This is a genomic window from Conexibacter stalactiti, assembly GCF_033542075.1.
Classification (GTDB): Bacteria; Actinomycetota; Thermoleophilia; order Solirubrobacterales; family Solirubrobacteraceae; genus Conexibacter; species Conexibacter stalactiti.
On sequence record NZ_JAWSTH010000013.1, the window covers coordinates 15,622 to 36,766 of the forward strand.

Sequence of the window (21,145 nt, forward strand, 5' to 3'; positions counted from 1 at the left end):
AGTTCGACCAACCCTAGCCGGCCGCGGCGCAGAACGCCTCGTAATCGGGGAAGACGCCCATCTCCTCGTCGGTGATCGACTCGGGGTCGCGCGAGCAGACGGGGCAGTCCGGGTCGCGGCGCACCTTCAGCTCCGTGAACGTCGCGCCGAGCGCCTCGTAGAGCAGCAGGCGGCCGATCAGCGGCTCGCCCTCCTCGAGGATCAGCTTGACGACCTCGGTCGCCTGCAGCAGGCCCATCGTGCCCGGCAGCACGCCGAGGACGCCGTTGGCGCCGCACGAGGGCGCGAGCTCGGCCGGCGGCGGCGTCGGGTAGAGGCAGCGGTAGCAGGGGCCGTCGTACGGCTTGAAGACCGACAGCTGGCCGTCGAAGCCGAGGATCGAGGCCGACACGACCGGGATCTGCAGGCGCACGGAGGCGTCGTTGAGCAGGTAGCGCGTCGGGAAGTTGTCGAGGCCGTCGACGATCACGTCGTAGCCCTCGATGATCTCCATGATGTTGGAGGCATCGATCCGGACGGGGTACTTGACGACCTTGACGTCCGAGTTGAGGTTGGCGATCGTCGCCTCGGCCGAGTCGACCTTCGGCTCACCGACGCGGTCCTGCGTGTGGATCACCTGGCGCTGCAGGTTCGACAGGTCGACGGTGTCGTTGTCGACGATGCCGAGCGTGCCGATGCCGGCCGCCGCGAGGTAGAGCGCGGTCGGGGCGCCGAGGCCGCCGGCGCCGAGCAGCAGGACTCTCGCGTCGAGCAGCTTGAGCTGGCCCTCGGTGCCGACTTCGGGCATCAGGATGTGGCGCGAGTAGCGGTCGCGCTGCTCAGCGGTCAGCGTGCGCGGGACGTCGACGGCGTAGCCGCGGTCCTTCCACAGCGTGATGCCGCCGGTCATCGACTCGACGTTCGTGTAGCCGAGATCCTCCGCCAGCGTGCGCGCGGCGTAGGCCGAGCGGTTGCCGGAGGCGCAGTAGAGCACCACGTGCGCGTCGCGGTCGGGCACGACGCCCTCGATCCGCGACTCGAGGTAGGCGCGCGGAACGTGTCTGGCGCCCGGCAGGTGGCCGACCGAGAACTCCTCGGTCTCACGCACGTCCACGATGACTGCGCCGTTGCCGAGCTGCTCGTGCACGGCCGCAGGATCCACCTCGTGGATCTGGCTCTTGATGGTGCGGAGCAGCTCCGCGCCGGAGGGGGTCATCGGCGAATCTCCTCAAACTGGGTCGGCTTTCGGTTACTTCAGAAAGGATAGCGGCCGGCGAGCAGTGGTGCGCGCGCCGCGAGCCGGCGGCGCGAGCCCACTGGCTACGCTGTCTGCCGTCGTGCCCGCCCGCCTCCGTCTCACGCTCCTCGTCACCACCGCCATCGTCGTCGCCGCGCTCGGCGGCGTCGTGCTGTTCGGCGGCGGCGATGACGGCGGCGCCGACGCTCGCGCGACCGCCGACCCGACCGGCTTCCACGGCGCGCTGCGCCCGCCCGGCGCGCCGGTTCCGGAGCTGACCGGCCTCAGAGACCAGGACGGCAGAGCGGCGACCGTCGCCGAGTACGACGGCAGACCGTTCGTGCTGACCTTCCTCTACTCGACCTGCGAGGACACCTGCCCGCTGACGACGCAGCAGATCCGCGGCGCGCTCGACGAGCTGGGACGTGACGTGCCGGTGCTCGCCGTCAGCGTCGACCCCAGAAACGACACGCCGTTCCACGTCGACAACTACCTCGTCAAGCAGAGAATGAACGGGCGCATGCGCTTCCTCACCGGCACGCGCGCGACGCTGGAGCCGATCTGGGACGCCTACGGGATCCAGCCGCAGGGCGAGGGCTTCGAGCACTCCGCCTCGACCGTCCTGATCGACGGCGAGGGCGAGCAGCGCGTCGGCTTCCTGACCGACCAGCTGACCTCCGACGGGCTCGCGCACGACCTGCGCCGGCTCGGCGCCTGAGCGAGCGCCGGGCGCGGGCCTGGAACGACCGAGGGCGGCCCGCAGGCCGCCCTCGTCACGTCGTCTGCTCAGCGGCGGGGGCCGCTCAGCTGCACTTCGAGTTCGCCGAGGTCGCCGTCAGCGGACCGTCGATGAACGGGGCCGCCTGGTCGAAGGTGAAGTCGGCCTCGAACGGCCAGCCGCCTCTGGGGCAGCTCGTCGTGGCGACGTACGGGACCTTCGTCGATCTGCCGCCTCTTCTGACCGTCGTGGTCGCCTTGACCTTGACGTTGAAGTAGACGAGCGGAGCCCACGCCGTGCCGGGGATGACCTCCTGCAGCTCGTCGGGGATCGTGACGTTCAGCTTGTAGCCGTATCTGCCCGAGCCCTTCACGAGTCTGCCGGTGATCGGCGCCGCGATCACGAGCGGCGAGCTGCCCTGCACGAACAGCTGCAGCGTGTTGCCGGGGCTGTTGACCGCGGTCACGCTCAGGTCCTCGGGCACCTGCGTGCCGCTGAGGAAGCCGATCGCTCTCGCCTTGCCTCTGCCGACGATCGAGCCTCTGGGGCAGCGCGAGAGGCTTCTCGTCGCGTTGATCGTCGCCAGCGAACAGGTCGGGAACGCTCTGTTGTTGAACGTGACGCCCTTCGAGAACTTCACCGAGACCGTGTCGGTCGTGGCGGGCTCCGGCGTGGGGCTGGAGATCGTCACCTCGATCGAGGCGGGCTTCGGCGCTCTGCTCGTGCCGGACTTGCTCGGAGCGATTCTCACGCTCAGCTTCTGCTCCATCTCGACCGGCTTGCCGGCGGCCTGTGCCGAGGCCGACGAGACGCCGATGACAGCCAGCGTGACCCCTGCAAGGGTCCGCCAACGGGGAAACGACATGCATCCTCCTCTTGGTGCTGCGGTGCGGATGGGACTGCGGAGAGTCATAAACCCCCGCGCCGTGCCAGCGATTCGGGAGTTCGTGACAGATGTCCGTATCCGGACAACTGTAATCGCAATCTGAGCGCGTGACTAGGCGGCCGGGCGTTCGCCGCCGGCGGCTCTTCTGGCCGCCTCGCGTCTGCGCTGGCGAATCGTGCTGACCGCCAGCGCGCCGGCCAGCAGGATCGCCGGCGCGGCGTAGATCAGCGACACGGCCCAGTGGCCGACGTGGGCGTAGAGCGTCATGCGTTGGCCGCCGAGATGAGCCAGAGGGCGAGGCCGGTGAAGGCGACCATCACGGCCAGCATCCACAGCTGTGAGCGGAGCGCGGCACGCCCGCCACGGTAGAGGGCGAGCGCGCGATCGTGCGCCAGCACGAGCGCGCCGATGTGTCCGAGCACGATCACGACCACTTGGAGATACCAGATCCCCGTCGCGGAGATCACCGTGTAGTCGATCGTCCAGTTCGCGGTGCCGAGCAGGTCCGAGCCGTCGCCGAGCGGATCCGACAGCAGGAACCCGAGCGCCTGCCCTTGGTAGATCAGCAGCGAGGCGTAGTGGGCGACCGCGTAGGCGAGCGCGATCGGCACGAGCGTGTGCGCGAAGGCGCCCGCCAGCTCGCGCGCGCTGCGCTCGCGGTCGACCGTCCGCACGCCCGCGATCCCGATCCGGTAGACGAGCGCGACCAGCAGGAAGCAGGCCAGCAGCCCGACCGTGAAGGCCGCCTCCCCCGCTCTCGTCAACCCCAGCCCGAGATCGTGGAAGAGGTCCTGGAGGTGCGGCGCCAGGTCGGTCCAGAGCGGACCGCCGGAGGCGCCGTCGAAGGTCGTCGAGCCGATCATCACGCACAGCAGCGCGACCGTCCCCGGCAGCACCTCCAGCGACGGCAGGCCGTCGAGCGGGCGCCGCAGGTAGAGCACGCCCGCTCTGCGCGTCAGCGGCGCGACGCGCGCGAAGAGGCCGAAGAAGACGGCGAAGCCGTCGCCGCGACGGCTCCACGCCTCGATCCCCCAGACGCTCATGCCGATCAGCTGCACGGCGGCGTAGGCGAGCGCCAGCAGCGCCAGCAGCCGCGGGTCGTCGCGATCGACCGAGACCAGCTCCAGCCAGGCGAAGGCCGCGATCGTCACGACCGCCGGCCACTGGCCCAGTCGCCGCGGCCACGTCAGCGGCGCCGGCAGCGGCGCCTCGGCCGGCCGCATCCGCCCCGCGACCCAGGCGACCGCCCGCGCCAGCGCCCGCCACGGGCTCAGCAGGCGGAAGAGGTCGCCGAAGAGCGCCGAGGCGACGACGAGGCCGACCCAGAAGACGACGTAGACGGCCGTCGGCGCGAAGTTCGCGGTCGCGACCGGCGTGCCGGCGAGGCCGCTGTAGACGAGCAGGACGAAGAAGGCGATCCCGACGACGCCGCCGAGCACGTCGGCCCACGCGCCAAGCGCGAACAGCCGCCGCTCGCGCGGCCGCTGCAGGCGCGGCTGCGGCCACAGCAGTCCCAACGCCGCGAACGAGATCACCAGCACGACCGCGGCCGCCCACGCGAACAGCCACGTCGGCAGCGGCAGGTCGGCCTTGCCGACGAGCCCGTGCGCGGAGGCGGTCGCCGGCAGCGCGGCAAGTGCGAGGAGGGGCGTGACGAGCAGCCCGATGCGACGGAGGGAAGTCATGAGCGGCGCCGGCCGCGGGGACAGCCGGCGAGACCGCCGATTCTACGCGGCGATACCCTTCCGGCCTCATGCGCCCGCCCGCCGAAGCCGACATCCTCGCCCCCTCCTTCCCCGGCCTGGCCAGATGGGTCAACGTCGCGACGCTGCGAATGGACAAGCAGCTCGGGCGACCGGTGCTCGTCGAGTTCTGGGACTTCTGCCGCGTCAACTCGCTGCGCACGATCCCCTACCTGCAGGCGTGGCACGAGCGCTACGCCGACGCCGGCCTGCGCGTCGTCGGCATCCACGCCTCCGGCTTCGAGGCGTCGAACGACGTCGACGCGGTGCGCGCCGCCGTCGAGCGGCTCGGGATCACCTACCCGGTGCTGATCGACGCCGAGCTGAAGGCGGCCGAGTCATACGGGATCGAGGGCTGGCCGAGCCGCTACCTGTGGGACAAGGGCAGCAGACTGTTCGACGTCCACTTCGGCGAGGGCGCCTACGCCGAGACCGAACTGGCGATCCAGGAGCTGCTGGAGATCGAGCGCGAGCCGGTCGCGCCGATCCGTCCCGAGGACGAGCCCGGGATCCTGCTCCCGGCGCAGTCGGCCGACCAGCCGGGCGCCTACTCCGGCCCGTACGAGGCCGGCGGCGTCTGGGCGGTGCTGAGCGGGAGCGGGACGGTGCGCGCCAACGGCCACGAGATCGCCGTCACGCATCCCGGCTGCTACCCGCTGATCGAGCACCCCCACCACACCGCGGGTGTGCTCGAGCTGGACGTCCCCGACGGCGTCCGCTGCGAGGCCGTCTGCTTCACCCCGGGGATCGTCCCGCCGCCTCCGCTCGACGCGCTGTAGCCGCCGCTCGGCCGCTCAGCCGGCCAGGTCGGCCCACGAGCGCTCGCCGAGCAGCGACAGCAGCTCGGGCGGCCGTGCCGGGTCGTCGTCGACGCGGATCGCGCGACCGGGCCAGTAGGCGCTCTCGTACGGCGTCCTCGTGAGGAAGTGACGCTCGAAGACCCACGTGCCGGTGTTGTGCAGGCGCACGCCGCCGGGCGCCGTCCAGACGGCCGCGTCGTCGCGCGGCAGCGGCCCGGCGCGGTGGGTGTGGCCGAACAGCACGTGCTTGGCCGGGACCGCCAGCGCGGCGATCGCGTCAGCCATCGCGCGCGTCCCGGCGGCGCCGAGCGCGGCACCGGAGATGTCGGCTCTGACCGGTCCGATCCCGGCGCGATTGATCGCCGCGACGCCGAGCGGGAAGAGCGCGGCGAGCGCGCGCCGGCGCAGCGGCCGGTGGCCGTCGCCGCCCGCGAGCGTCTTCCACGCCTTCACCGAGACACCCTGCGTGCCGCGCGGAGGCTCGCCGGCGCCGTTGGCGCCCTGCTGCTGCGCGAGCGCGTACGACCAGGCGTAGATCGGCGCCAGCGCCGCCTCGTAGTCGTCGGGCGAGGCGCCGCGGGCCGCCGGCGCGCCGACGATGCGGCCCATCGCGCCGGCGCTCAGCCGCTCGAAGGTCGGCACGGTCGTGTGGCGGTCGAGGTAATGCCCGTGGGTCGCGTAGACGTCGTCGCGCAGCCAGATGCCCGGGTAGGCGAGCGTGAGGCGCGCCGGCGCCAGCCACTGCGCCAGCAGCGCGACGGCGTCGCCGGGCTCCCAGCTCGCGCGCTCCTCCAGCCCCAGCGGCGGCGGCGCGGCGTCGCGGCGACGGCGCTCCAGCCACGGGCTGACGAGCACGTGGTCGTGGTTGCCGGGCACCAGCACGACCTCGCCGTCGCCGCCGAGCGCCGCGCCGAGCTGCTCGAAGAACGGCCGCGCGTGCGCGAAGGCGGTCCGCAGCGGCCCCTGGCGCAGCTCGATCGCGTCGCCGAGCAGGACGACCTTGCGGATGCCGTCGAGCGCGGCCAGCAGCGGCTCGCGCGGGTCGCCGCGGCGCAGCAGGTCATCGCCGGCGGCGGCGCCGAGGTGGAGGTCTGAGATGACGAGCGTGGCAGCCAGGGCGTGCGTGCTCGTCAGCGAGGGTCGGTCAGGCGGACTGCGCCGCCATCGCCTGGCGGATCGGCTTCGGCAGCATGAAGCGGACGTCCTCCTTGACGACCTCCAGCTCCTCGACCGTCTCGGTGCCGCGGGCGCGGAAGAACTCGACCAGCCGCTGCACCAGCTCCTCGGGCGCGCTCGCGCCGGAGGTGATGCCGACGATGCGGCGATCGTTCAACCACGCCTCGTCGACTTGGCCCTCGTGGTCGATCAGGTAGGAGTCGGTTCCCAGCTCGCGCGTCACGTCGACGAGCCGCTGCGAGTTGGAGGAGTTCTGCGAGCCGATCACGAGCACGAGGTCGCACGCTCTCGCGAGCTGCTTGACCGCGAGCTGACGGTTGGTCGTCGCGTAACAGATGTCGTCGGTGCGGGGACCGGTGATGCTGGGGAACTTCTCCCGCAGCCGCGCGATGATCGAGCGCGTCTCGTCGACCGACAGCGTCGTCTGCGAGATGTAGGCGATCCGCTCGGTGTCCTCGATCTCCAGCTGGTCGACGTCGGCCTCGGTCTCGACGAGCACGATGTGGTCGGGCGCCTCGCCCATCGTGCCCTCGACCTCCTCGTGGCCGGCGTGGCCGATCAGCACGATCGTGTAGTCGTCGGCGGCGAATCTGACCGCCTCGCGATGGACCTTCGTGACCAGCGGGCAGGTCGCGTCGATCGTGACGAGACCGCGTCTGGCGGAGTTCTCGTGCACGCTCGGGGCGACGCCGTGGGCGGAGAAGACGACCGTCGAGCCCTCGGGGATCTCGCTCTCGTCGTCGACGAAGATCGCGCCGCGCGAGCGCAGCTGCTCGACGACGTGCTTGTTGTGCACGATCTCCTTGCGGACGTACACGGGGGCGCCGTGGAAGTCGAGCGCGCGCTCGACCGTCTGGACGGCGCGGTCGACGCCGGCGCAGTAGCCGCGGGGCGACGCGAGGAGGAGCTTCTCAGGTGCGGAACGCATCAGACTCGACACAGTGTAGGCGACCCTCTACGGTCTTCACGTGCCGGAGATGGTCCGAAACGAATCCGGGGGGCTCTCCCCCAAGCAGGAGAAGTCCTCCACGAGCAAGCTCGTGGAGCTGGTCGGCATCGTCATCTTCGCCCTCCTGCTCGCGTTCGTGATCCAGCTCTTCCTCGTGAAGACGTACAGGATCCCGAGCGGCTCGATGGAGCCGACGCTCGACATCGGCCAGCGCGTGCTCGTCAACCGCGTCGGGATGAACTTCGGCGATCCGTCGGTCGGCGACATCGTCGTCTTCCACCCGCCGGCCGGCGCTGATGTGCAGCCCGCCCGCTGCGGCGCGCCCGACGAGGGCGGCAGCAGCGCCAGACCGTGCTCGGTCGCCACGCCGGAGGAATCCGACCAGACCTTCATCAAGCGCGTCGTCGGCGTCGGGGGCGACACGATCGCGATCCGCGACGGACGCGTGATCCGCAACGGCAGACCGACGAGAGAGCCGTTCATCAACGAGTGCGGCGACGGCTTCGGCTGCTCCTTCCCCGGCACCATCACCGTGCCCGACGGCAGCTTCTACATGATGGGCGACAACCGCGGCGCCTCCGACGACAGCCGCTACTGGGGGCCGGTCCCGAAGGACTGGCTGATCGGCACGACGTTCGCGACCTACTGGCCGCCGGACCGCATCGGCATCTTCTGACGCAGCAGCTCGACGAGCGCCTCGCCGGTCGCGTCGAGGCTGCGCACGTCGATCTGGTCGAGTCTGTCGCACGCTCTGTGGAAGCAGCCGTAGTCGAAGTCGATCAGGTCGATCGCCGGCACCCCCGCTCTCGCGAACGGCGTGTGATCGTCATAGACCTCGCCGACCTCGCCGCCGGGGAAGACGCGTTCGACGCCGGCGCGCGACGCGGCAGCGCGCAGCCGCTCCCACAGCGCCTCGTCTGAACCACCCTCCCGCTTGAGCTCGAGCTCGGGCTGCCCGACGAAGTCGACCACGATCGCGGCCGCGAGGTCGTCGGCGTGCCGCGCGGCGTACGCCTTGCTGCCGCGCAGCCCGGTCGCGTAGAAGTCGGCCTCGTCGTCGGGCGACTCCTCGCCGTCGAACAGCACGAAGCGCAGCTCCGGCGCGCCGGCCGGGCGTCTGGTCGCGCGCAGCGCGCGCGCCAGCTCCAGCACGACCGCCGTCCCGCCGGCGCCGTCGTTGGCGCCGACGAAGCCGGGCGCGCCGTCGACGACCTTCGTGTCGTAGTGGGCGCCGATCACGATCGCGGGCTTGCTGCCGGGGAGCGTGCCGACGACGTTGCGCAGGCCGCCCGGGACGGTCTCGAGGCGACCGTTCGGCAGCCTGCTCTTCAGCCATTCAGCGAGTCTGCGCGACGCCGGCGAGCCGGCCGGCCGCGGCCCGCGCGCGACCTGCGCGGCGACGTGGTCGTAGGCGCGCTCGCCGTCGAAGCGGTCGACGCGCGCGGCCGGCGTCGAGCGCGCGCCGGCGTCGTCACCGCCCCCCTTGAGGATGATCGCCACGCCGATCCCGATCGCTCCGCAGAGGAAGACCGGAAGCAGCGCCCAAGCCAGTCCGCGCGTCGCCATGACCGACAGCTTGCCAGGTGCGGGGCGACGGCCCCGGCTCGCGAGATGGCGCCGCGCCGGCTGACGCCACGTTCGCGTGGAAGGAGTTCCGGCTATACGCTTGAAAATCCGGACCACTGACAAGCTGCTGGGGAGGCATTGACGCGTGGCGCAGGAACACCTCGATCGACTGACCGCCGTGGATGCGTCGTTCCTCCACCAGGAGGACGCGGCGTCGCACATGCACATCGGCGCCGTCACGATCTTCGAGGGCCCGCCGCCGCCGTTCGCGGACGTGCTCGACCACATCCGCGGCCGGCTCCAGTTCGTCCCCCGGTACCGCCAGAAGCTCGCGTACCCGCCGCTCGACTCCGGGCGGCCGCTGTGGGTCGACGACCCGACCTTCAACCTCGAGTACCACGTCCGCCACAGCGCGCTGCCGCACCCCGGCAGCGAGCAGCAGCTCTACCGGCTGGCGGCGCGGATCGGCTCGCAGCAGCTCGACCGCTCCAAGCCGCTGTGGGAGTGCTGGTTCGTCGAGGGCCTGGAGGGCAACCGCTTCGCGCTGATCTTCAAGACCCATCACGCGCTCGTCGACGGCGTCTCCGGCGTCGACCTGGCGACGGTCCTGTTCGACCTCCAGCCGGTCCCGCCGAGACTCGACGCCGAAGCCGACCCGTGGGCGCCGCGACCTGAGCCGACCAGCGCCGAGCTGGTCGCCGCCGGCGTCGCCGGACTCGCGAAGACGGCCTTCGACATAGCCTCCAAGGCGGTCGGCGCCGCGACCAACCCGAGCGGTGCCGTCGACGCGCTGCGCGAGGCCGCCGAGGGGATCGGCGAGATCGTCTGGGCCGGGCTCAACCCGGCACCGGAGACGCCGCTCAACGTCCCGATCGGCCCGCACCGCCGCTACGCGATCGTGCGCAACCAGCTGGAGGACTTCCGTTACGTCAAGGGCGTCTTCGGCGGCACCGTCAACGACGTCGTGCTGGCCTTGATCTCCGGCGCGCTCGGCAGATGGCTGCGCTCGCGTGGGATGCGCACCGAGGGGCTGGAGCTGCGCGCGCTGGTGCCGGTCTCGATCCGCGCCGAAGGGCAGAGAAACCAGCTCGGCAACCAGATCGTGCTGATGCGCGGGCCGCTGCCCGTCTACATCAAGGATCCGGTCGCGCGGCTGCGCTTCGTCAAGGAGGCGATGGACGGGCTGAAGGAGTCCAAGCAGGCGGTCGGCGCGAAGGTGCTCGCGGACGTGCAGCAGCTGGCGCCGCCGACGGTGCTGGCGCAGGCGTCGCGGATCCAGTTCTCGACCCGCCTCTTCAACCTGCTGACGACCAACGTGCCGGGGCCGCAGTTCCCGCTCTACGTGCTCGGCCGCGAGCTGCAGGACCTGTTCCCCGTCGCCTTTCTGCCGAAGAACCACAGCCTCGCGATCGCGATCATGTCGTACAACGGCAGAGTCAACTTCGGCCTGCTCGGCGACTACGACGCGCTGCCCGACATCGACGTGCTCGCCGACGGCATAGCCGACGGACTGGCCGAGTTGAAGCGCGCCGCCAGAGCGAAGGAGGCGCGCGCGGCCGGTGCGCGCGCCGCCGTCGGCGCCGCGACGAGAGCGCCGCCGGCGCCGGCGAGAGCGAGAGGCGGCTCCGCGCCCACGCCTGCTCCCGCGGCCGGCCTGCCGGCGAGAGCGACGGCCAGACGCAGACGACCGGCGAGCCGCGCGCCGCGCAGAGTCGCGGCCGCGACGCCGGTCACCGCCACCGCGACGCCGGCCTCAGCGGTGCCGGTCGCCGGCCGCCGCGACGGCGACGAGCCGCAGCTGCTGCCGCGCGGTCCGGTCTCGCGCGCCGACGGTCCCGGCGCCGCGATGCGCGCCCGCCGCCGCCCGTCGCGCAACGGGAACGGCAACGGCAACGGTCACGCCAGATGAGCTGACGCCGCGCGGGACGGCCTCCGGGCGGAGTCTCGTGCGGCGCTGTTACTTCCGCGCCCGCACGACGTCGTCGAAGCGGCGCGGGCGCGGCTCGCGGTTGCCGGCGCGGTCGAATGCGCGCGAGAGCACGCCGTAGCGTTCCCCTGCCCGCCCTTCGAAGGTGCGTGCGCGGCCGCTCGGCGGCACGCGCTCGCGCACCACGACGCGCCTGTCACGCAGTCGCACGACGACCAGCTCGACCGCGCGGGCGCCCGACGCGCGCACCTGCGGCGGGGCGGTGTCCTCGACGCTCCAGCGCAGCTCGACGCGACCGCCGGCGAGCGCCGTCGCGCTGGCGCGCGAGTCCGGCGGTCGAGCGTCGGTCTCGCGCGCGGTCGTGAGCGCGCGCTCGGCGTCGAGGACCCCCCAGCCGAGCTCTCTGTTCCAGCCGCGCCCGGGGCCGCGCTCGGCGGTGCGCTTGAGCAGCCGCACGACCGCTCTGCCGCTGAGGTCGGGGTTGAGCGCCCGCACCAGCGCCGCCGTCGCGGCGACCTGCGGCGCCGCCATCGAGGTCCCGGCGAGGTAGCCGTAACGGCTGTCGCCGGCGATCGACGTGCGGCAGTTGCACGGCCGCGCCGCGCGCTCGAAGCGGGTCGGCGCGAGCGGGAAGGCGCCGACGATCCCCGGCGGCGCCGAGCCCGGACCACCGGTCGTGCCGTAGGCGGCGAGCGAGATCTGCGAGCCGTAGCCGGCGAACGGCGCGCGCTCCCCGTCGTAGGTCGCGGCCGTCACGCTGAGACCGATCCCGGCCTCGATGTCGGGCCCGCTGCCGGTCGGCTGCAGCACGTTGGAGGGATCGCCCTGCTCTCTGACGGGCTCGTCGGCGGCGGCCGCGACGAGCACGACGTCGCGCTCCGCCGCGTACTGCAGGGCGCGCCGGATCGCGACGCTTGCCGGGCGGCTGCCGTCATCGCCGAAGCTCATGTTGATCGCGTGCACGCCGCGGTCGGTCGCATCGACGATCGCGGCGGCGATCGAGCCGTCGGTGAGGTCGGTCTTCTCGATCACGAGTCTGCAGTCGTGGCCGGCGCCGGCGATCCCGATCCCGTTGCCGGTCGCCGCGCATGCGAGCGAGGCGACGTGCGTTCCGTGGCCGTCGTCGTCGGTCCCGGCCGGGCCGTAGGAGATCGTCGTCTGCTGGTCGACGAGGTGCGCGATCTTGGGCGCGAGGTCGGGATGGGACGCGTCGACGCCGGTGTCGATCACGCCGACGAGCGCCTGCTCGCCGCGCGTCACGTCCCAGGCGCCCGGAAAGCCCGCCTGCAGCAGCGGCCAGGCCAGCGGCGTCTCCGCCGGCAGCGGCGACGCGGGCGTGCCGGCAACCGGGTCGGGCAGCGCGAGCGCCGGATCGTTCGGGAGCTCGCGCAGGCGCATGCGGCGCTCGGGCTGGGCGGCGGCGACGCCCGGCGCGGCGGAGAGGCGGCGCGCCGCCTGCGCGACCGTCTCGCCCCGTCGTGGACGGACGGTGACGAGGCCGATCTGCGGAACGGCGGGGCCGCTGCGGCGGGCGCCGGCAGCGGCGACAGCGGCGCGCGCGGCGCCGTCGTCGGACGGCCGGTCGGCAAGCACGAGCAGCCGGCCGGTGGCGGGCCGCTGTGCGGGTGCGTCTGTCGCGTGAGCGGTCGGCGCGGCGAGCGCGCCGGCGAGGAGGATCAGTCCAGCGAGCGGCGGGCTAGAAGCCCAGCGCGAACTTCGCATCCTCGGACATCTTGTCCGGCGACCACGGCGGGGTGAAGACCATCTTCGGGTTGACCTCGTCGACGTCGTCGAGCTCGCCGACGAACTCGACCATCTGCTCGCTCACCTGCGGGCCGATCGGGCACGCGGGGGTCGTGAGCGTGAAGGTGATGTTGACCGTCGTCCCGTCGATCTCGACGTCGTAGACGAGGCCGAGCTCGACGAAGTCGAGACCCAGCTCCGGGTCGATCACGTTGGACAGCGCGTCGTTGACTTCTTCGATCGTGGTGGACACGACCGTCAGTGTAGACCACCCTTCCCGCGCCTCTGAGACCATCGGCGGGGAGCTCGCGCGGGTTGTCGACCGAACGTGAGAGTCCACTTATGTAGTTGCGCAGACCGTGAAGGTTTCGTTAGGTTCGCGCGCATCGTCGACTACGGAGAACACCCGCCCACGCTGCGCTGCTCCGGAGACGAGGACCGCGCGACGCAGGCGCGCCGCCGCCCCGCGCTGGCGCGCGCGATCAAGGCCCCGGCCGACGTCGCGATCGACCTCACCGACCTGACGTGGGCCGACGCCTCGCTGATGCTCGACTTCGTGATGCTCGCCCGTCGCCTGCGGGCGCAGGGCCGCACCGTCGCGCTGCGCAACGCGCAGCCGCAGATCATCGCGCTGATCGAGCTGGTCGGCCTCGACCGGCTCCAGGGCGTCAGCGTCGAGCGCGCGACCGCGGCGTTGCCGGGCACGGCGGGCATGCCGGGCACGACCGGCGTCGCCGCGAACGCGGCGCGCCTGCGCGTCGCGCACGCCTGACGCGCAGCGCGGCCTGACGCCGCCATCTCCGACGCGCCCCCGAGGCGCTATCCCGCCGCCGGTACGGCCAGCCCCCTGTCTGTCCCGGCCGTACACGGGTAGCCTGTCGAGCACGATGTTCATCCTGCTCCTGCTGTTGCTGATCCTGGTGCCGATCGCGGAGCTGTACGTGATCATCCAGGTCGGCCAGGCGATCGGCGCGCTGCCGACCATCGCCCTCCTGATCTTCTCGTCGATCCTCGGCACGATCCTGCTGAAGTCGCAGGGCCGCCTCGCCTGGCGCCGCTTCCGCGCCGCCGTCGCCGCCGGCCGCCCGCCGACGCGCGAGGTCGTCGACGGCGCGCTCGTGATCTTCGGCGGCTCGCTGCTGATCGTGCCCGGCTTCATCAGCGACGTCTTCGGCCTCTTTCTGCTGCTGCCGCCGACGCGTGTCGCGGTGCGAAAGCTGCTGCTCAGCGGCGCCCGCGGACGGATGCTGATGGCAGCCGCGAGCTTCGGCGGAGCAGCGCGCGCCCGCGCACGGCAGGATTACGACGTGGACTCCACCGCACACGACGTCGACCGCCCTGGCCCCGGGCCGCTGCCGCGCGCATGATCGGCCCCCAGCACGAGTCGCCCCGCCCCGCCGAGGGCGAGGGTTTCGGCGACGCCGTCACCTACGCCTTCGGCGATCCCGCGTCCAGCCTCTACGGCAGCGTCCGGCTCGGCCTCATTCCCGGCACGCCGCCGCGCGCCACCAGCATCACGCTGCTGTTCCACGCCGGCGAGGTCGTCGAGGTCTCCTCCTCCGGCGCGGTCGAGGCGGCCGCGCTTGACTGGACGCGCGTCGAGGCCGGTGACGCCAGCGCCGAGATCGTTGAGCCGCTGCGCGCCTGGACCGTCGCCCACGACGGCGACGGCGGCAGCTTCGAGCTGCGCTTCGACGCGCTCGGCCCGCCGGCCGAGATCGGCGCCGGCGAGATCTCCGAGGGCGCGGCCGCGATCAACGGCTACGAGCAGCTCTGCCGCGTGCGCGGCACCGTCAACGTCGGCGGGCGCCCGTTCAAGCTCGACTGCCTGGGCCAGCGCGGCCACCAGTGGGGTGCGCCCGACTGGCAGCAGATCGAGCTGTCGCGCACGCTCGGCGTCTGGCTCGACGACGAGCGCGGGGTCGCGCTCGCCGCCGTCCGCCCGCGTGGTGCCGACGGCCACGAGGATGAGGTCGTCAGCGCCTTCGTGCTCGACGCCGAGCCGGCCGCGATCGACGACCCCCGCCTCTCGACGACGCTCGACGGCAGCGGCCGTCAGCTGCGCGCCGGGCTGGAGCTGTGGGTCGACGAGGAGGGTGAGCAGGGGCCGTTGCGGGGCGCCGGCGAGGCCGTCTGCGGAACGACGTTCGATCTCGGCGAGCTGCGGCTGGACTGCGCCTTCTTCACGTGGCGGATGGAAGGCAGCCGCGGCGTCGGCCGCTACGACGTGCTGCGTCGCAGATGAGCGCCGCTTCGGAGCATTCCAGCGCGGCCGGCGACGGCCGCATCGAGGCGATCGTCTCGGACTTCGGCGGCGTTCTGACGACGCCGCTGATGCACGCCTTCGCGGCGCTGCAGACGGCGCAGGGCATACCGCTGGAGCAGTTCGGCAAGGGGATGGCGCGCGCGGCCGAGCTGGCCGGCGGCGTGCAGCCGCTGTTCGAGCTGGAGAAGGGCACGATCAGCGAGGCGCAGTTCACCGCTCAGCTGAGCGCGGCGATGAGCGACGTGCTCGGTCGCGACGTCGACTTCGACGGCTTCGGCGACGCCTTCTTCGCGGCCCTGCATCCCAATGAGGAGCTGTTCGCCTACTTGCGCGAGCTGCACGGCCGCGGCTACCGGATGGCGATCCTCACCAACAACGTGCGCGAGTGGGAGCCGCTGTGGCGCGCGATGCTGCCGATCGACGAGATCTTCGAGCTGGTCGTCGACTCAGCGTTCGTCGGCATGCGCAAGCCCGACCCGGCGATCTACGAGCTGCTGCTCTCGAGACTTGGTCTGCCGGCGAGCGCGACCGTCTTCGTCGACGACCTGCAGGTCAACTGCGAGGCGGCCGGGGCGCTCGGGATGAACGCGGTGCAGTTCCTCTCGACCGAGCAGACGATCGCCGACGTCGAAGCGCTGCTCGACGGCTCCTCCTAGCGTGACGGCGCGTCGTTCACGCGCCCGTGCGCGGCGGCCCTGCGGCGCGCCGGGCTAGTTCTCGGAGCCGAGCCGGTCCCAGCAGTAGAGCTCGACGCACTCCTGCGCAAGCTCGCGGCAGCGCTGCTCCGACAGGAACGGCAGCACCATCTCCAGCGACTGCTCCTCGGCGACGCCGGCGTCGAACGCCTCCTCGCCGCGGAAGCCAGCGGCGATCTTCAGCGCCTCGCGGCGGTTCTCCCCGAGCGACGGGAAGACGTTGACGAGGAACTCCTTGTTGGCGATCGGATGACCGACCTCCAGCGACGCGTGCCAGGCGGCGAGCATCGAGAGGTCGTGCTCGTCGAGGTCGGCGACGGCCTTCGCGTAGTGCGAGTCGAGATCGGGCTCCGGGATCTCGTCGACCCAGGCCCGCACAACTTCTCCGAGCAGCTGTCGACGCGCCTCCCGGCCCACGGAATTGGCAATCACGCGAATAGCATTCTGCGGCTCGATGAAGCAGAGGGACATCGGGGCTCCTGCGTCGTCACAGATCGAGGAACTGATCGTGCAGGACTGTACGGCTCGGTGCAGACGGCAAAACTTTCAAGCTGTGAGAATTGCCACTATCACTACCCACGACGTAAATGTCGTTGCAGAACCAGCGGCCGCAACAGAGGGTGGCGCGGTGCCGGATGCCACCCCTTTCCTCCGCGCGCTCGGGCGAGCGCTGCGAGAGCGTCGCGAGGAGCTGAGCCTCACCCAGGAGGCACTCTCACTGCGCACGGGCGTACCCCAACGACGGATCTGGGAGCTTGAAGCGGGGATCGGGAATCCGACCGCGCGCACGCTACTGCGCCTGGTCTCGGGGCTCGACCTCCCCTGCTCCGAGCTGTTCGCGCGCGCGGAACGAATAGCGACGCTGCCCGCGCCCTCGGCGACCGACGAGGAGTGAACGCCGCCGCGCCCGCTTCCAATCGCACCGGTTTTACGACGTTTGCGTCGTAACGCGCCGGCTGCAACCATGAGGAATGCCGGCGTTCACAAGTCGGTGGGGACCGAAGCAGGAGGCAGCAGCCAGATGACGTGGGTTCGGTACGTCCCCGAAGCAGCGTCGTGCGATCGCGGGGGTCGCCGGGGCTCGGGACGCGCGCCGTGGCGCGCGCGACGGAGGTGCAGATGCGAGTCGTGACGGAACAGCACGAGAGCGACGGCGCGTCCGGCGAAGCCGACGCGACGATCACGTCCGCGGTCGAGCGCGGACTGTTCAAGTCCGCGTTGGACTTCTACGGTGCCGCCGAGGCGGTGATCGACTACCGCGGGCTCGACCGTCCGAGGCTGCGCTTCGACCTCGAACGGCTCCAGAGCGTGCGCGCCGCGATGGGCGCGCTCGAACGGCGGATCGAGATCGCCCGCCGCGCCGGGCTTTCGACCGAGCAGATCGTCGGCATCACGCGACTGGACCCGGAGATGGTCGAGCGGATCGTCGCGCGCCAGCGCGAGCGGGCGGCGCTGGTCGACGAGCCCGCAGCGCTGGTGGAGTGAGCCGGCGGGGCGCCACGCGCCCCGCCGTCCTCCCCGCGGCCGGCCCTCACTCGGCCGCCAGCATGACCGGCACCGATCGCGAGGTGGTCGTGACGAACGGGTAGCGGCCCTGTTGCGGGACGAGCGCGCGGAAGGCGAACCGACCGCTGATCGCGCGGAAGCGGTAGCTGGTGCGCCAGGCGCCGCCGCGGTTGGTCCGGATCGTGCGGAAGGTCCGCCAGCCCCAGCCCTGTTGATAGCCCTGCAGCGTGACGAGCAGCCCGCCGGCGGGGATCGAGCCGCCGCCAGCGCGGCCGCTGATCGTCACCGTCCGCCGGGCGCCGAGGATCCGCCGGTCGGTCTTGATCGTGAGCGGCGCCAGCACGTCGATCGAGACGGTGTTCGAGGCGCGGAAGGCGTCGCTGTCGCCGAACGGGAAGTAGGTCACTCTGACCGTACGGCTCGGGCCGCCTGGAAGCGTCTGCGTGAAGCGGCCACCGGGTCCGGTCCGCACGAGGCCGCGCGCGACCCAGCGCCGGCCGGCGACGCGGTGCAGCAGGTTCAGCCGGGCGCCCTCGATCGCTCTGCCAGTGCCGTCGGTGAGCCGGCCGACGACGGTCCAGCGCCGGTTGATCGCCGACCGCACGCGCGTGGCGGAGCCGCCGCCGGCGCGTCGCAACGCGAGCGTGACGCGCGCCCGCGCGGATGCCCCTCTGCCGTTGGGCGCGCGACCGGCCTGGTCGCCGAGCGGGTTCTGAAGGGTGGGGATGCCGGCGACGCCGCCAGCTCCACCGCCAGCGCTGCCGCTGCCGCCGCCGCTCGCGCCCGCGCCGGGTCCGCCTGAGCCACCCGGTGCGGCGCCACCGTCACCGGTTCCGCCTCTGTCCCCGTTGTCGGTCGGGTCGCCCGGTCTGGGACTGCCGCCGGGCGCGGTCCTCCCCTCCGCGTCGGCGACGAGGTCGCTCGGGGCGGAGCGCGCGACGGCGCTGCCGCTGGAGTTGCCGGCGACGACCTCGGCGACGAGGCGGTGGTACGCGTCGGCGGCGATCGGCGAGTGCTGCGGTCCGCTCGCGCCGACGATCGCGGCGCAGTTCGCGCCGGCCGCATCGCAGCGCAGCCAGCGGTACTCGAAGGCGTCCGGTGCGCCGTCCCACCCGCCGGCGTCGGTGGACACAAGGCCGCCGATGCGCGGATCCCCGCCAAGCCACGGCGCGCTGATCGAGATCGGCGCGTTGTGACTTGTGACCGTGCGCTGCACCACCGCGGATTGATTGCCCGCAGCGTCCTCCACCCGGAGCGCGATCGTGTGCGTCCCGTCGGTGAGCGCCGCCGAGTCGAACTCCACGCTTCCTGCCACCATCAACGGGCACGGCAGCGGCGCGGCGAACTCGTACGGATCCGCCGTCTCGGGCTCCACATCCCCGCATCTGCCGCCGTTCTCGTCGACGACCTCCCGCGTCACCTCCGCGCCGTCGACCTCCAGTATCGACCGATAGACCCCGCCGCCCGCATCGGCGGCGTCGAACCCGATCCCCACCACCCCGCGCACTCTCGCCGCACCCCAGCTGCTCGTGAGTGTCGGTGCAAGGACGTCGCGGAGTTGGAATGTCGCGCGGTCGATTGTGAGGGTTGGCCGGGACGGCCCGCACAGGTTGACACCAAGGTGGAGCCAACATTGGAGGCGGAAACTCACCGAATCCCATGGCAGCGCGTCGACTGGAAGTTCACGGTCCGACGAGCCACTCTCGGCTCTGACCCCGTAGTCAGGTATGAGGAGTTCCAACTGGTTGTTCTCGGTGTCGTCGCCGTGCCAGGCGTCATATGTGTACGGGCGGCCGTACAAACCTGCGACCACGGGCCAGTCGAGCGCGAAGCTGCGCAGGACTGACGCCGACTCGATCCGTGTGTTCGAGGCAGACGTGAACGTAAGCCCGATCGTCGTGCCGACGGAAACAGGCAATTGAAGATCACCGAATCTCAGTGCCAACGGAACCGACGGCGAACCGCAGCGCTCCGCGTTCCCGACATCTCGGCCTTGCTCTGGTTCTTGCATTTCTCCTCTCCACCCCTCCGCTCCCACCCAGGTGCCACTTGGGGTTCTGCAGCTGTGGACGGTGTACGTCGCCGCGTCGGCTGCGGGTGGGTGGAGGAGCAGGAGCGACAACAGCAAGAGAAGCGGGACGGACTTGGTTGTGAGCATGGCGTGACCTCGTGGTCGGGTTGTCAGAAGCCGCCGAACTCGCCGCCGGGTGCGGCGACGGACGACGGGGACTGCTGGGCGTCGTGGCTGGGCTGTGGGTCGAAGGCCGGCGGGGTCGCGGGCGCGGCCGCGGGCTGGCGGGCCGGGGCGGCGGTCGGCTCGCGGGCGGGTGCGGGAGCGGCGGTGCCTCCGGCGGTGGACGTCGACTCGTGGGGTCGCCTCGACTGGGCCTCGGTTGCGCCGCTCGCAGCGCTCGCGGGCAGCTCCTCGCTGCTCGCGTTCGCGGGTGCTCGGAAGGCGGGGCGCGCGGCGAGCTGCGCCGCGCCGGCAGTTGCGATCGCCGACCCTCTGGACACCGCGGCGGCGTACTCGGCCGGGCCGCGAACGCTCGCCGACGGCGACAGCTGCAACTGCTCCAGCGCGAACTCGCCGGGCAGTGAGCCTGCTGACGCGAACGCCGCCTCGCCAGGGACGGAGGACGACCCGCCTCCCGCCGTCCCAGGACCGCTCGCCGGCCGCGACGCTGACGAGGGCAGCGATGCGGACGCGGGGATCGGTCCGGCAACGGCGGGGACCGTGGCAGCCGTGGAGGCGGCGACGTGCGGTGGGCGTGCTCTCTCGACGCCCGCCGTCGCGGCCTGCTCGATCGCCGCACCCCCGCCGGCGACCGCCACCGTCGAGGCGGCCACAGCGGCGAGCTTGGTGCCGGGCAGGGCGTCGATCGCACCGTGGACCCGCAGCACCGACACCCCGGCCCGATCGAGCAGCGTGTGCAGCAGACCGTCGAGGTGCCGGCCGATGCCGATGCCGCCGCCCGCGCCCGTCCCCGCCGCGACGACCACCGGCAGCAGCTCGACCGGCAGCAGCGCGCCGACCTGGCCGGGCGCGGCGTGGAAGCCGCGCAGCGTCGCCCGGCAGCCGGTGCACGCGCGCAGGTGCGGGCGCAACTCGGCCAGCTCGCTCGCGCCGGCCTCGCCGTCGGCGAAGCGGGACAGCACCGGGAGCCAGCGGGCGCACTCGGCACCGGACTCGATCGCGTGCAGCCGCGCCAGCAGCGCGCGCCGGCCCTCGGTGACCGCGCGGTTGCATCTCGTGTACGTCCACGAGGTCCGCTCGCAGATCTCACGATATGAGAGCCCCTCAGCGCGCAGCGCGAGCGCGGTCAGCTCCTGCGGCTTGAGGCCGCGCAGCGCCTCGGCCGTGTGCGCGAGCCGCTCGAACCGCTCGACGCGCTCAGCCGGGTCGACCGCCGCGCCGTCGCCGTTGCGATCGTCGTCGAGCGGCCCCTTGCCGAGCATCCGCTCGCGCTCGGCCCGCACTGCCAGCGCCTCATGCCGCAGAACGGTCCGCAGCCAGCTCAGCACGTTGACGGGCGGCGTGCCGCGCATGCGCAGCACGAGCTTCTCCAGCGCCCGCTGGTAGGCGTCCTGCGCGTCGTCCGCGCAGATCGAGAAGCGGCGCGCGAAGCGCAGCAGCTCCCCCGCGTGCTCACGCACCAGCGCGAGCACCAGCTCATCCCCTCCGACGCCCCCGCGCCGGATCGGCGACCTTCTCATCGTCGTCCTTCCCCTGGCTTTTCGCGTCGGAGCCGAGTGCGACCGCGCCAAGCTCCGTACACGCGCTGTCATCGGCCGCCAGAGCCAGGAGAGGCTGTTGTTCTCCCCACTTGGAAGAACCAATTGCCGCAAATAGCGGACTTTTACAACATGAGACGAATCTGTTTACGGACGAATGTTCGTCGTGATTACGGAGTTATGCGCACCGGAAGCAGGTCCGGTGCGCGAGAGCCGGCGCAAG

Annotated in this window: 22 protein-coding genes; 10 read left to right on the forward strand and 12 right to left on the reverse strand. The window is 72.1% G+C overall.

Features of this window, described 5'->3' with window-relative positions; all coding sequences use genetic code 11:
- Positions 1–13 precede the first annotated feature (13 nt).
- Complete coding sequence (gene moeB / locus R7226_RS07410; RefSeq protein WP_318596411.1) at positions 14–1,195, reverse strand: molybdopterin-synthase adenylyltransferase MoeB; 1,182 nt, start codon at positions 1,193–1,195, stop codon at positions 14–16.
- 121 nt (positions 1,196–1,316) lie between these two features.
- Between moeB and R7226_RS07415 the strand changes: the two genes are divergently transcribed.
- A complete protein-coding gene (locus R7226_RS07415) occupies positions 1,317–1,934 on the forward strand; it encodes an SCO family protein (protein ID WP_318596412.1) in 618 nt (205 codons plus the stop codon).
- Positions 1,935–2,019: 85 nt separating this feature from the next.
- Here the strand turns inward: R7226_RS07415 and R7226_RS07420 are convergent, their stop codons facing one another.
- The 3 genes from R7226_RS07420 to R7226_RS07430 all read right to left on the reverse strand — a co-directional run bounded on the left by R7226_RS07420 (position 2,020) and on the right by R7226_RS07430 (position 4,505).
- Entirely contained in the window at positions 2,020–2,799 is a 780-nt protein-coding gene (locus R7226_RS07420; protein ID WP_318596413.1) for a hypothetical protein, read from the reverse strand.
- 132 nt (positions 2,800–2,931) lie between these two features.
- On the reverse strand, positions 2,932–3,087 hold the full coding sequence (locus R7226_RS07425; RefSeq protein WP_318596414.1) for a hypothetical protein: 156 nt from the start codon (positions 3,085–3,087) through the stop codon (positions 2,932–2,934).
- Positions 3,084–4,505: a fenitrothion hydrolase gene (locus tag R7226_RS07430; protein WP_318596415.1), complete on the reverse strand. Its 1,422-nt coding sequence runs from the start codon at positions 4,503–4,505 to the stop codon at positions 3,084–3,086. Before R7226_RS07430 ends, R7226_RS07425 begins: the two co-directional genes overlap by 4 nt.
- Positions 4,506–4,573: 68 nt before the next feature.
- On the opposite strand from R7226_RS07430, the gene R7226_RS07435 reads away from it, so the two are divergent.
- Positions 4,574–5,341: a redoxin domain-containing protein gene (locus tag R7226_RS07435; RefSeq protein WP_318596416.1), complete on the forward strand. Its 768-nt coding sequence runs from the start codon at positions 4,574–4,576 to the stop codon at positions 5,339–5,341.
- Between the two features lie 15 nt (positions 5,342–5,356).
- Here the strand turns inward: R7226_RS07435 and R7226_RS07440 are convergent, their stop codons facing one another.
- Both R7226_RS07440 and R7226_RS07445 read right to left on the reverse strand, forming a co-directional pair.
- Complete coding sequence (locus tag R7226_RS07440) at positions 5,357–6,496, reverse strand: metallophosphoesterase (protein ID WP_318596484.1); 1,140 nt, start codon at positions 6,494–6,496, stop codon at positions 5,357–5,359.
- A gap of 10 nt (positions 6,497–6,506) precedes the next feature.
- Positions 6,507–7,466 (reverse strand): 4-hydroxy-3-methylbut-2-enyl diphosphate reductase, encoded by a 960-nt coding sequence (locus R7226_RS07445; protein ID WP_318596417.1) that lies wholly within the window; start codon positions 7,464–7,466, stop codon positions 6,507–6,509.
- 49 nt (positions 7,467–7,515) lie between these two features.
- On the opposite strand from R7226_RS07445, the gene lepB reads away from it, so the two are divergent.
- Positions 7,516–8,163 carry a signal peptidase I gene (gene lepB, locus R7226_RS07450; protein ID WP_318596419.1) on the forward strand — a complete coding sequence of 216 codons (648 nt, stop codon included), beginning with the start codon at positions 7,516–7,518 and terminating at the stop codon, positions 8,161–8,163.
- Here lepB and R7226_RS07455 read toward each other — a convergent pair.
- Positions 8,130–9,053 carry a M28 family metallopeptidase gene (locus R7226_RS07455; RefSeq protein WP_318596420.1) on the reverse strand — a complete coding sequence of 308 codons (924 nt, stop codon included), beginning with the start codon at positions 9,051–9,053 and terminating at the stop codon, positions 8,130–8,132. The genes lepB and R7226_RS07455 overlap by 34 nt on opposite strands.
- Before the next feature lie 145 nt (positions 9,054–9,198).
- Here R7226_RS07455 and R7226_RS07460 point away from each other — a divergent pair, with 145 nt between their 5' ends.
- Entirely contained in the window at positions 9,199–10,962 is a 1,764-nt protein-coding gene (locus tag R7226_RS07460) for a WS/DGAT/MGAT family O-acyltransferase (protein WP_318596421.1), read from the forward strand.
- A 48-nt stretch (positions 10,963–11,010) separates the two neighbouring features.
- On the opposite strand, the gene R7226_RS07465 is transcribed toward R7226_RS07460, so the two are convergent.
- Together R7226_RS07465 and R7226_RS07470 are read right to left on the reverse strand one after the other, a co-directional pair.
- Positions 11,011–12,702, reverse strand: a complete 1,692-nt coding sequence (locus tag R7226_RS07465) for a S8 family peptidase (protein WP_318596422.1) — start codon at positions 12,700–12,702, stop codon at positions 11,011–11,013.
- Positions 12,677–12,976, reverse strand: coding sequence for a metal-sulfur cluster assembly factor (locus R7226_RS07470; RefSeq protein WP_318596423.1), 300 nt, complete (start codon positions 12,974–12,976; stop codon positions 12,677–12,679). The genes R7226_RS07465 and R7226_RS07470 overlap by 26 nt, the downstream gene beginning before the upstream one ends.
- A gap of 75 nt (positions 12,977–13,051) precedes the next feature.
- Between R7226_RS07470 and R7226_RS07475 the strand changes: the two genes are divergently transcribed.
- The 4 genes from R7226_RS07475 (at position 13,052) to R7226_RS07490 (ending at position 15,645) form a co-directional block, all read left to right on the forward strand.
- A complete protein-coding gene (locus R7226_RS07475; RefSeq protein WP_318596424.1) occupies positions 13,052–13,495 on the forward strand; it encodes an STAS domain-containing protein in 444 nt (147 codons plus the stop codon).
- Between the two features lie 115 nt (positions 13,496–13,610).
- On the forward strand, positions 13,611–14,090 hold the full coding sequence (locus R7226_RS07480) for an FxsA family protein (RefSeq protein WP_318596425.1): 480 nt from the start codon (positions 13,611–13,613) through the stop codon (positions 14,088–14,090).
- Entirely contained in the window at positions 14,087–14,968 is an 882-nt protein-coding gene (locus R7226_RS07485) for a DUF7065 domain-containing protein (RefSeq protein WP_318596426.1), read from the forward strand. Before R7226_RS07480 ends, R7226_RS07485 begins: the two co-directional genes overlap by 4 nt.
- Entirely contained in the window at positions 14,965–15,645 is a 681-nt protein-coding gene (locus tag R7226_RS07490) for an HAD family hydrolase (protein WP_318596427.1), read from the forward strand. The genes R7226_RS07485 and R7226_RS07490 overlap by 4 nt, the downstream gene beginning before the upstream one ends.
- Positions 15,646–15,699: 54 nt before the next feature.
- Here R7226_RS07490 and R7226_RS07495 read toward each other — a convergent pair whose 3' ends face one another.
- Positions 15,700–16,062, reverse strand: coding sequence for a hypothetical protein (locus R7226_RS07495; RefSeq protein WP_318596428.1), 363 nt, complete (start codon positions 16,060–16,062; stop codon positions 15,700–15,702).
- A gap of 250 nt (positions 16,063–16,312) precedes the next feature.
- Here R7226_RS07495 and R7226_RS07500 point away from each other — a divergent pair, with 250 nt between their 5' ends.
- Together R7226_RS07500 and R7226_RS07505 are read left to right on the forward strand one after the other, a co-directional pair.
- A complete protein-coding gene (locus R7226_RS07500; RefSeq protein ID WP_318596429.1) occupies positions 16,313–16,579 on the forward strand; it encodes a helix-turn-helix domain-containing protein in 267 nt (88 codons plus the stop codon).
- A gap of 224 nt (positions 16,580–16,803) precedes the next feature.
- Positions 16,804–17,169 carry a hypothetical protein gene (locus R7226_RS07505; RefSeq protein ID WP_318596430.1) on the forward strand — a complete coding sequence of 122 codons (366 nt, stop codon included), beginning with the start codon at positions 16,804–16,806 and terminating at the stop codon, positions 17,167–17,169.
- A gap of 46 nt (positions 17,170–17,215) precedes the next feature.
- Here R7226_RS07505 and R7226_RS07510 read toward each other — a convergent pair whose 3' ends face one another.
- Together R7226_RS07510 and R7226_RS07515 are read right to left on the reverse strand one after the other, a co-directional pair.
- The gene (locus R7226_RS07510) at positions 17,216–18,685 is read right to left on the reverse strand and encodes an Ig-like domain-containing protein (protein ID WP_318596431.1); all 1,470 of its coding nucleotides are present in this window, start codon (positions 18,683–18,685) and stop codon (positions 17,216–17,218) included.
- Between the two features lie 686 nt (positions 18,686–19,371).
- Entirely contained in the window at positions 19,372–20,904 is a 1,533-nt protein-coding gene (locus tag R7226_RS07515) for a sigma-70 family RNA polymerase sigma factor (protein WP_318596432.1), read from the reverse strand.
- Positions 20,905–21,145 lie beyond the last annotated feature (241 nt).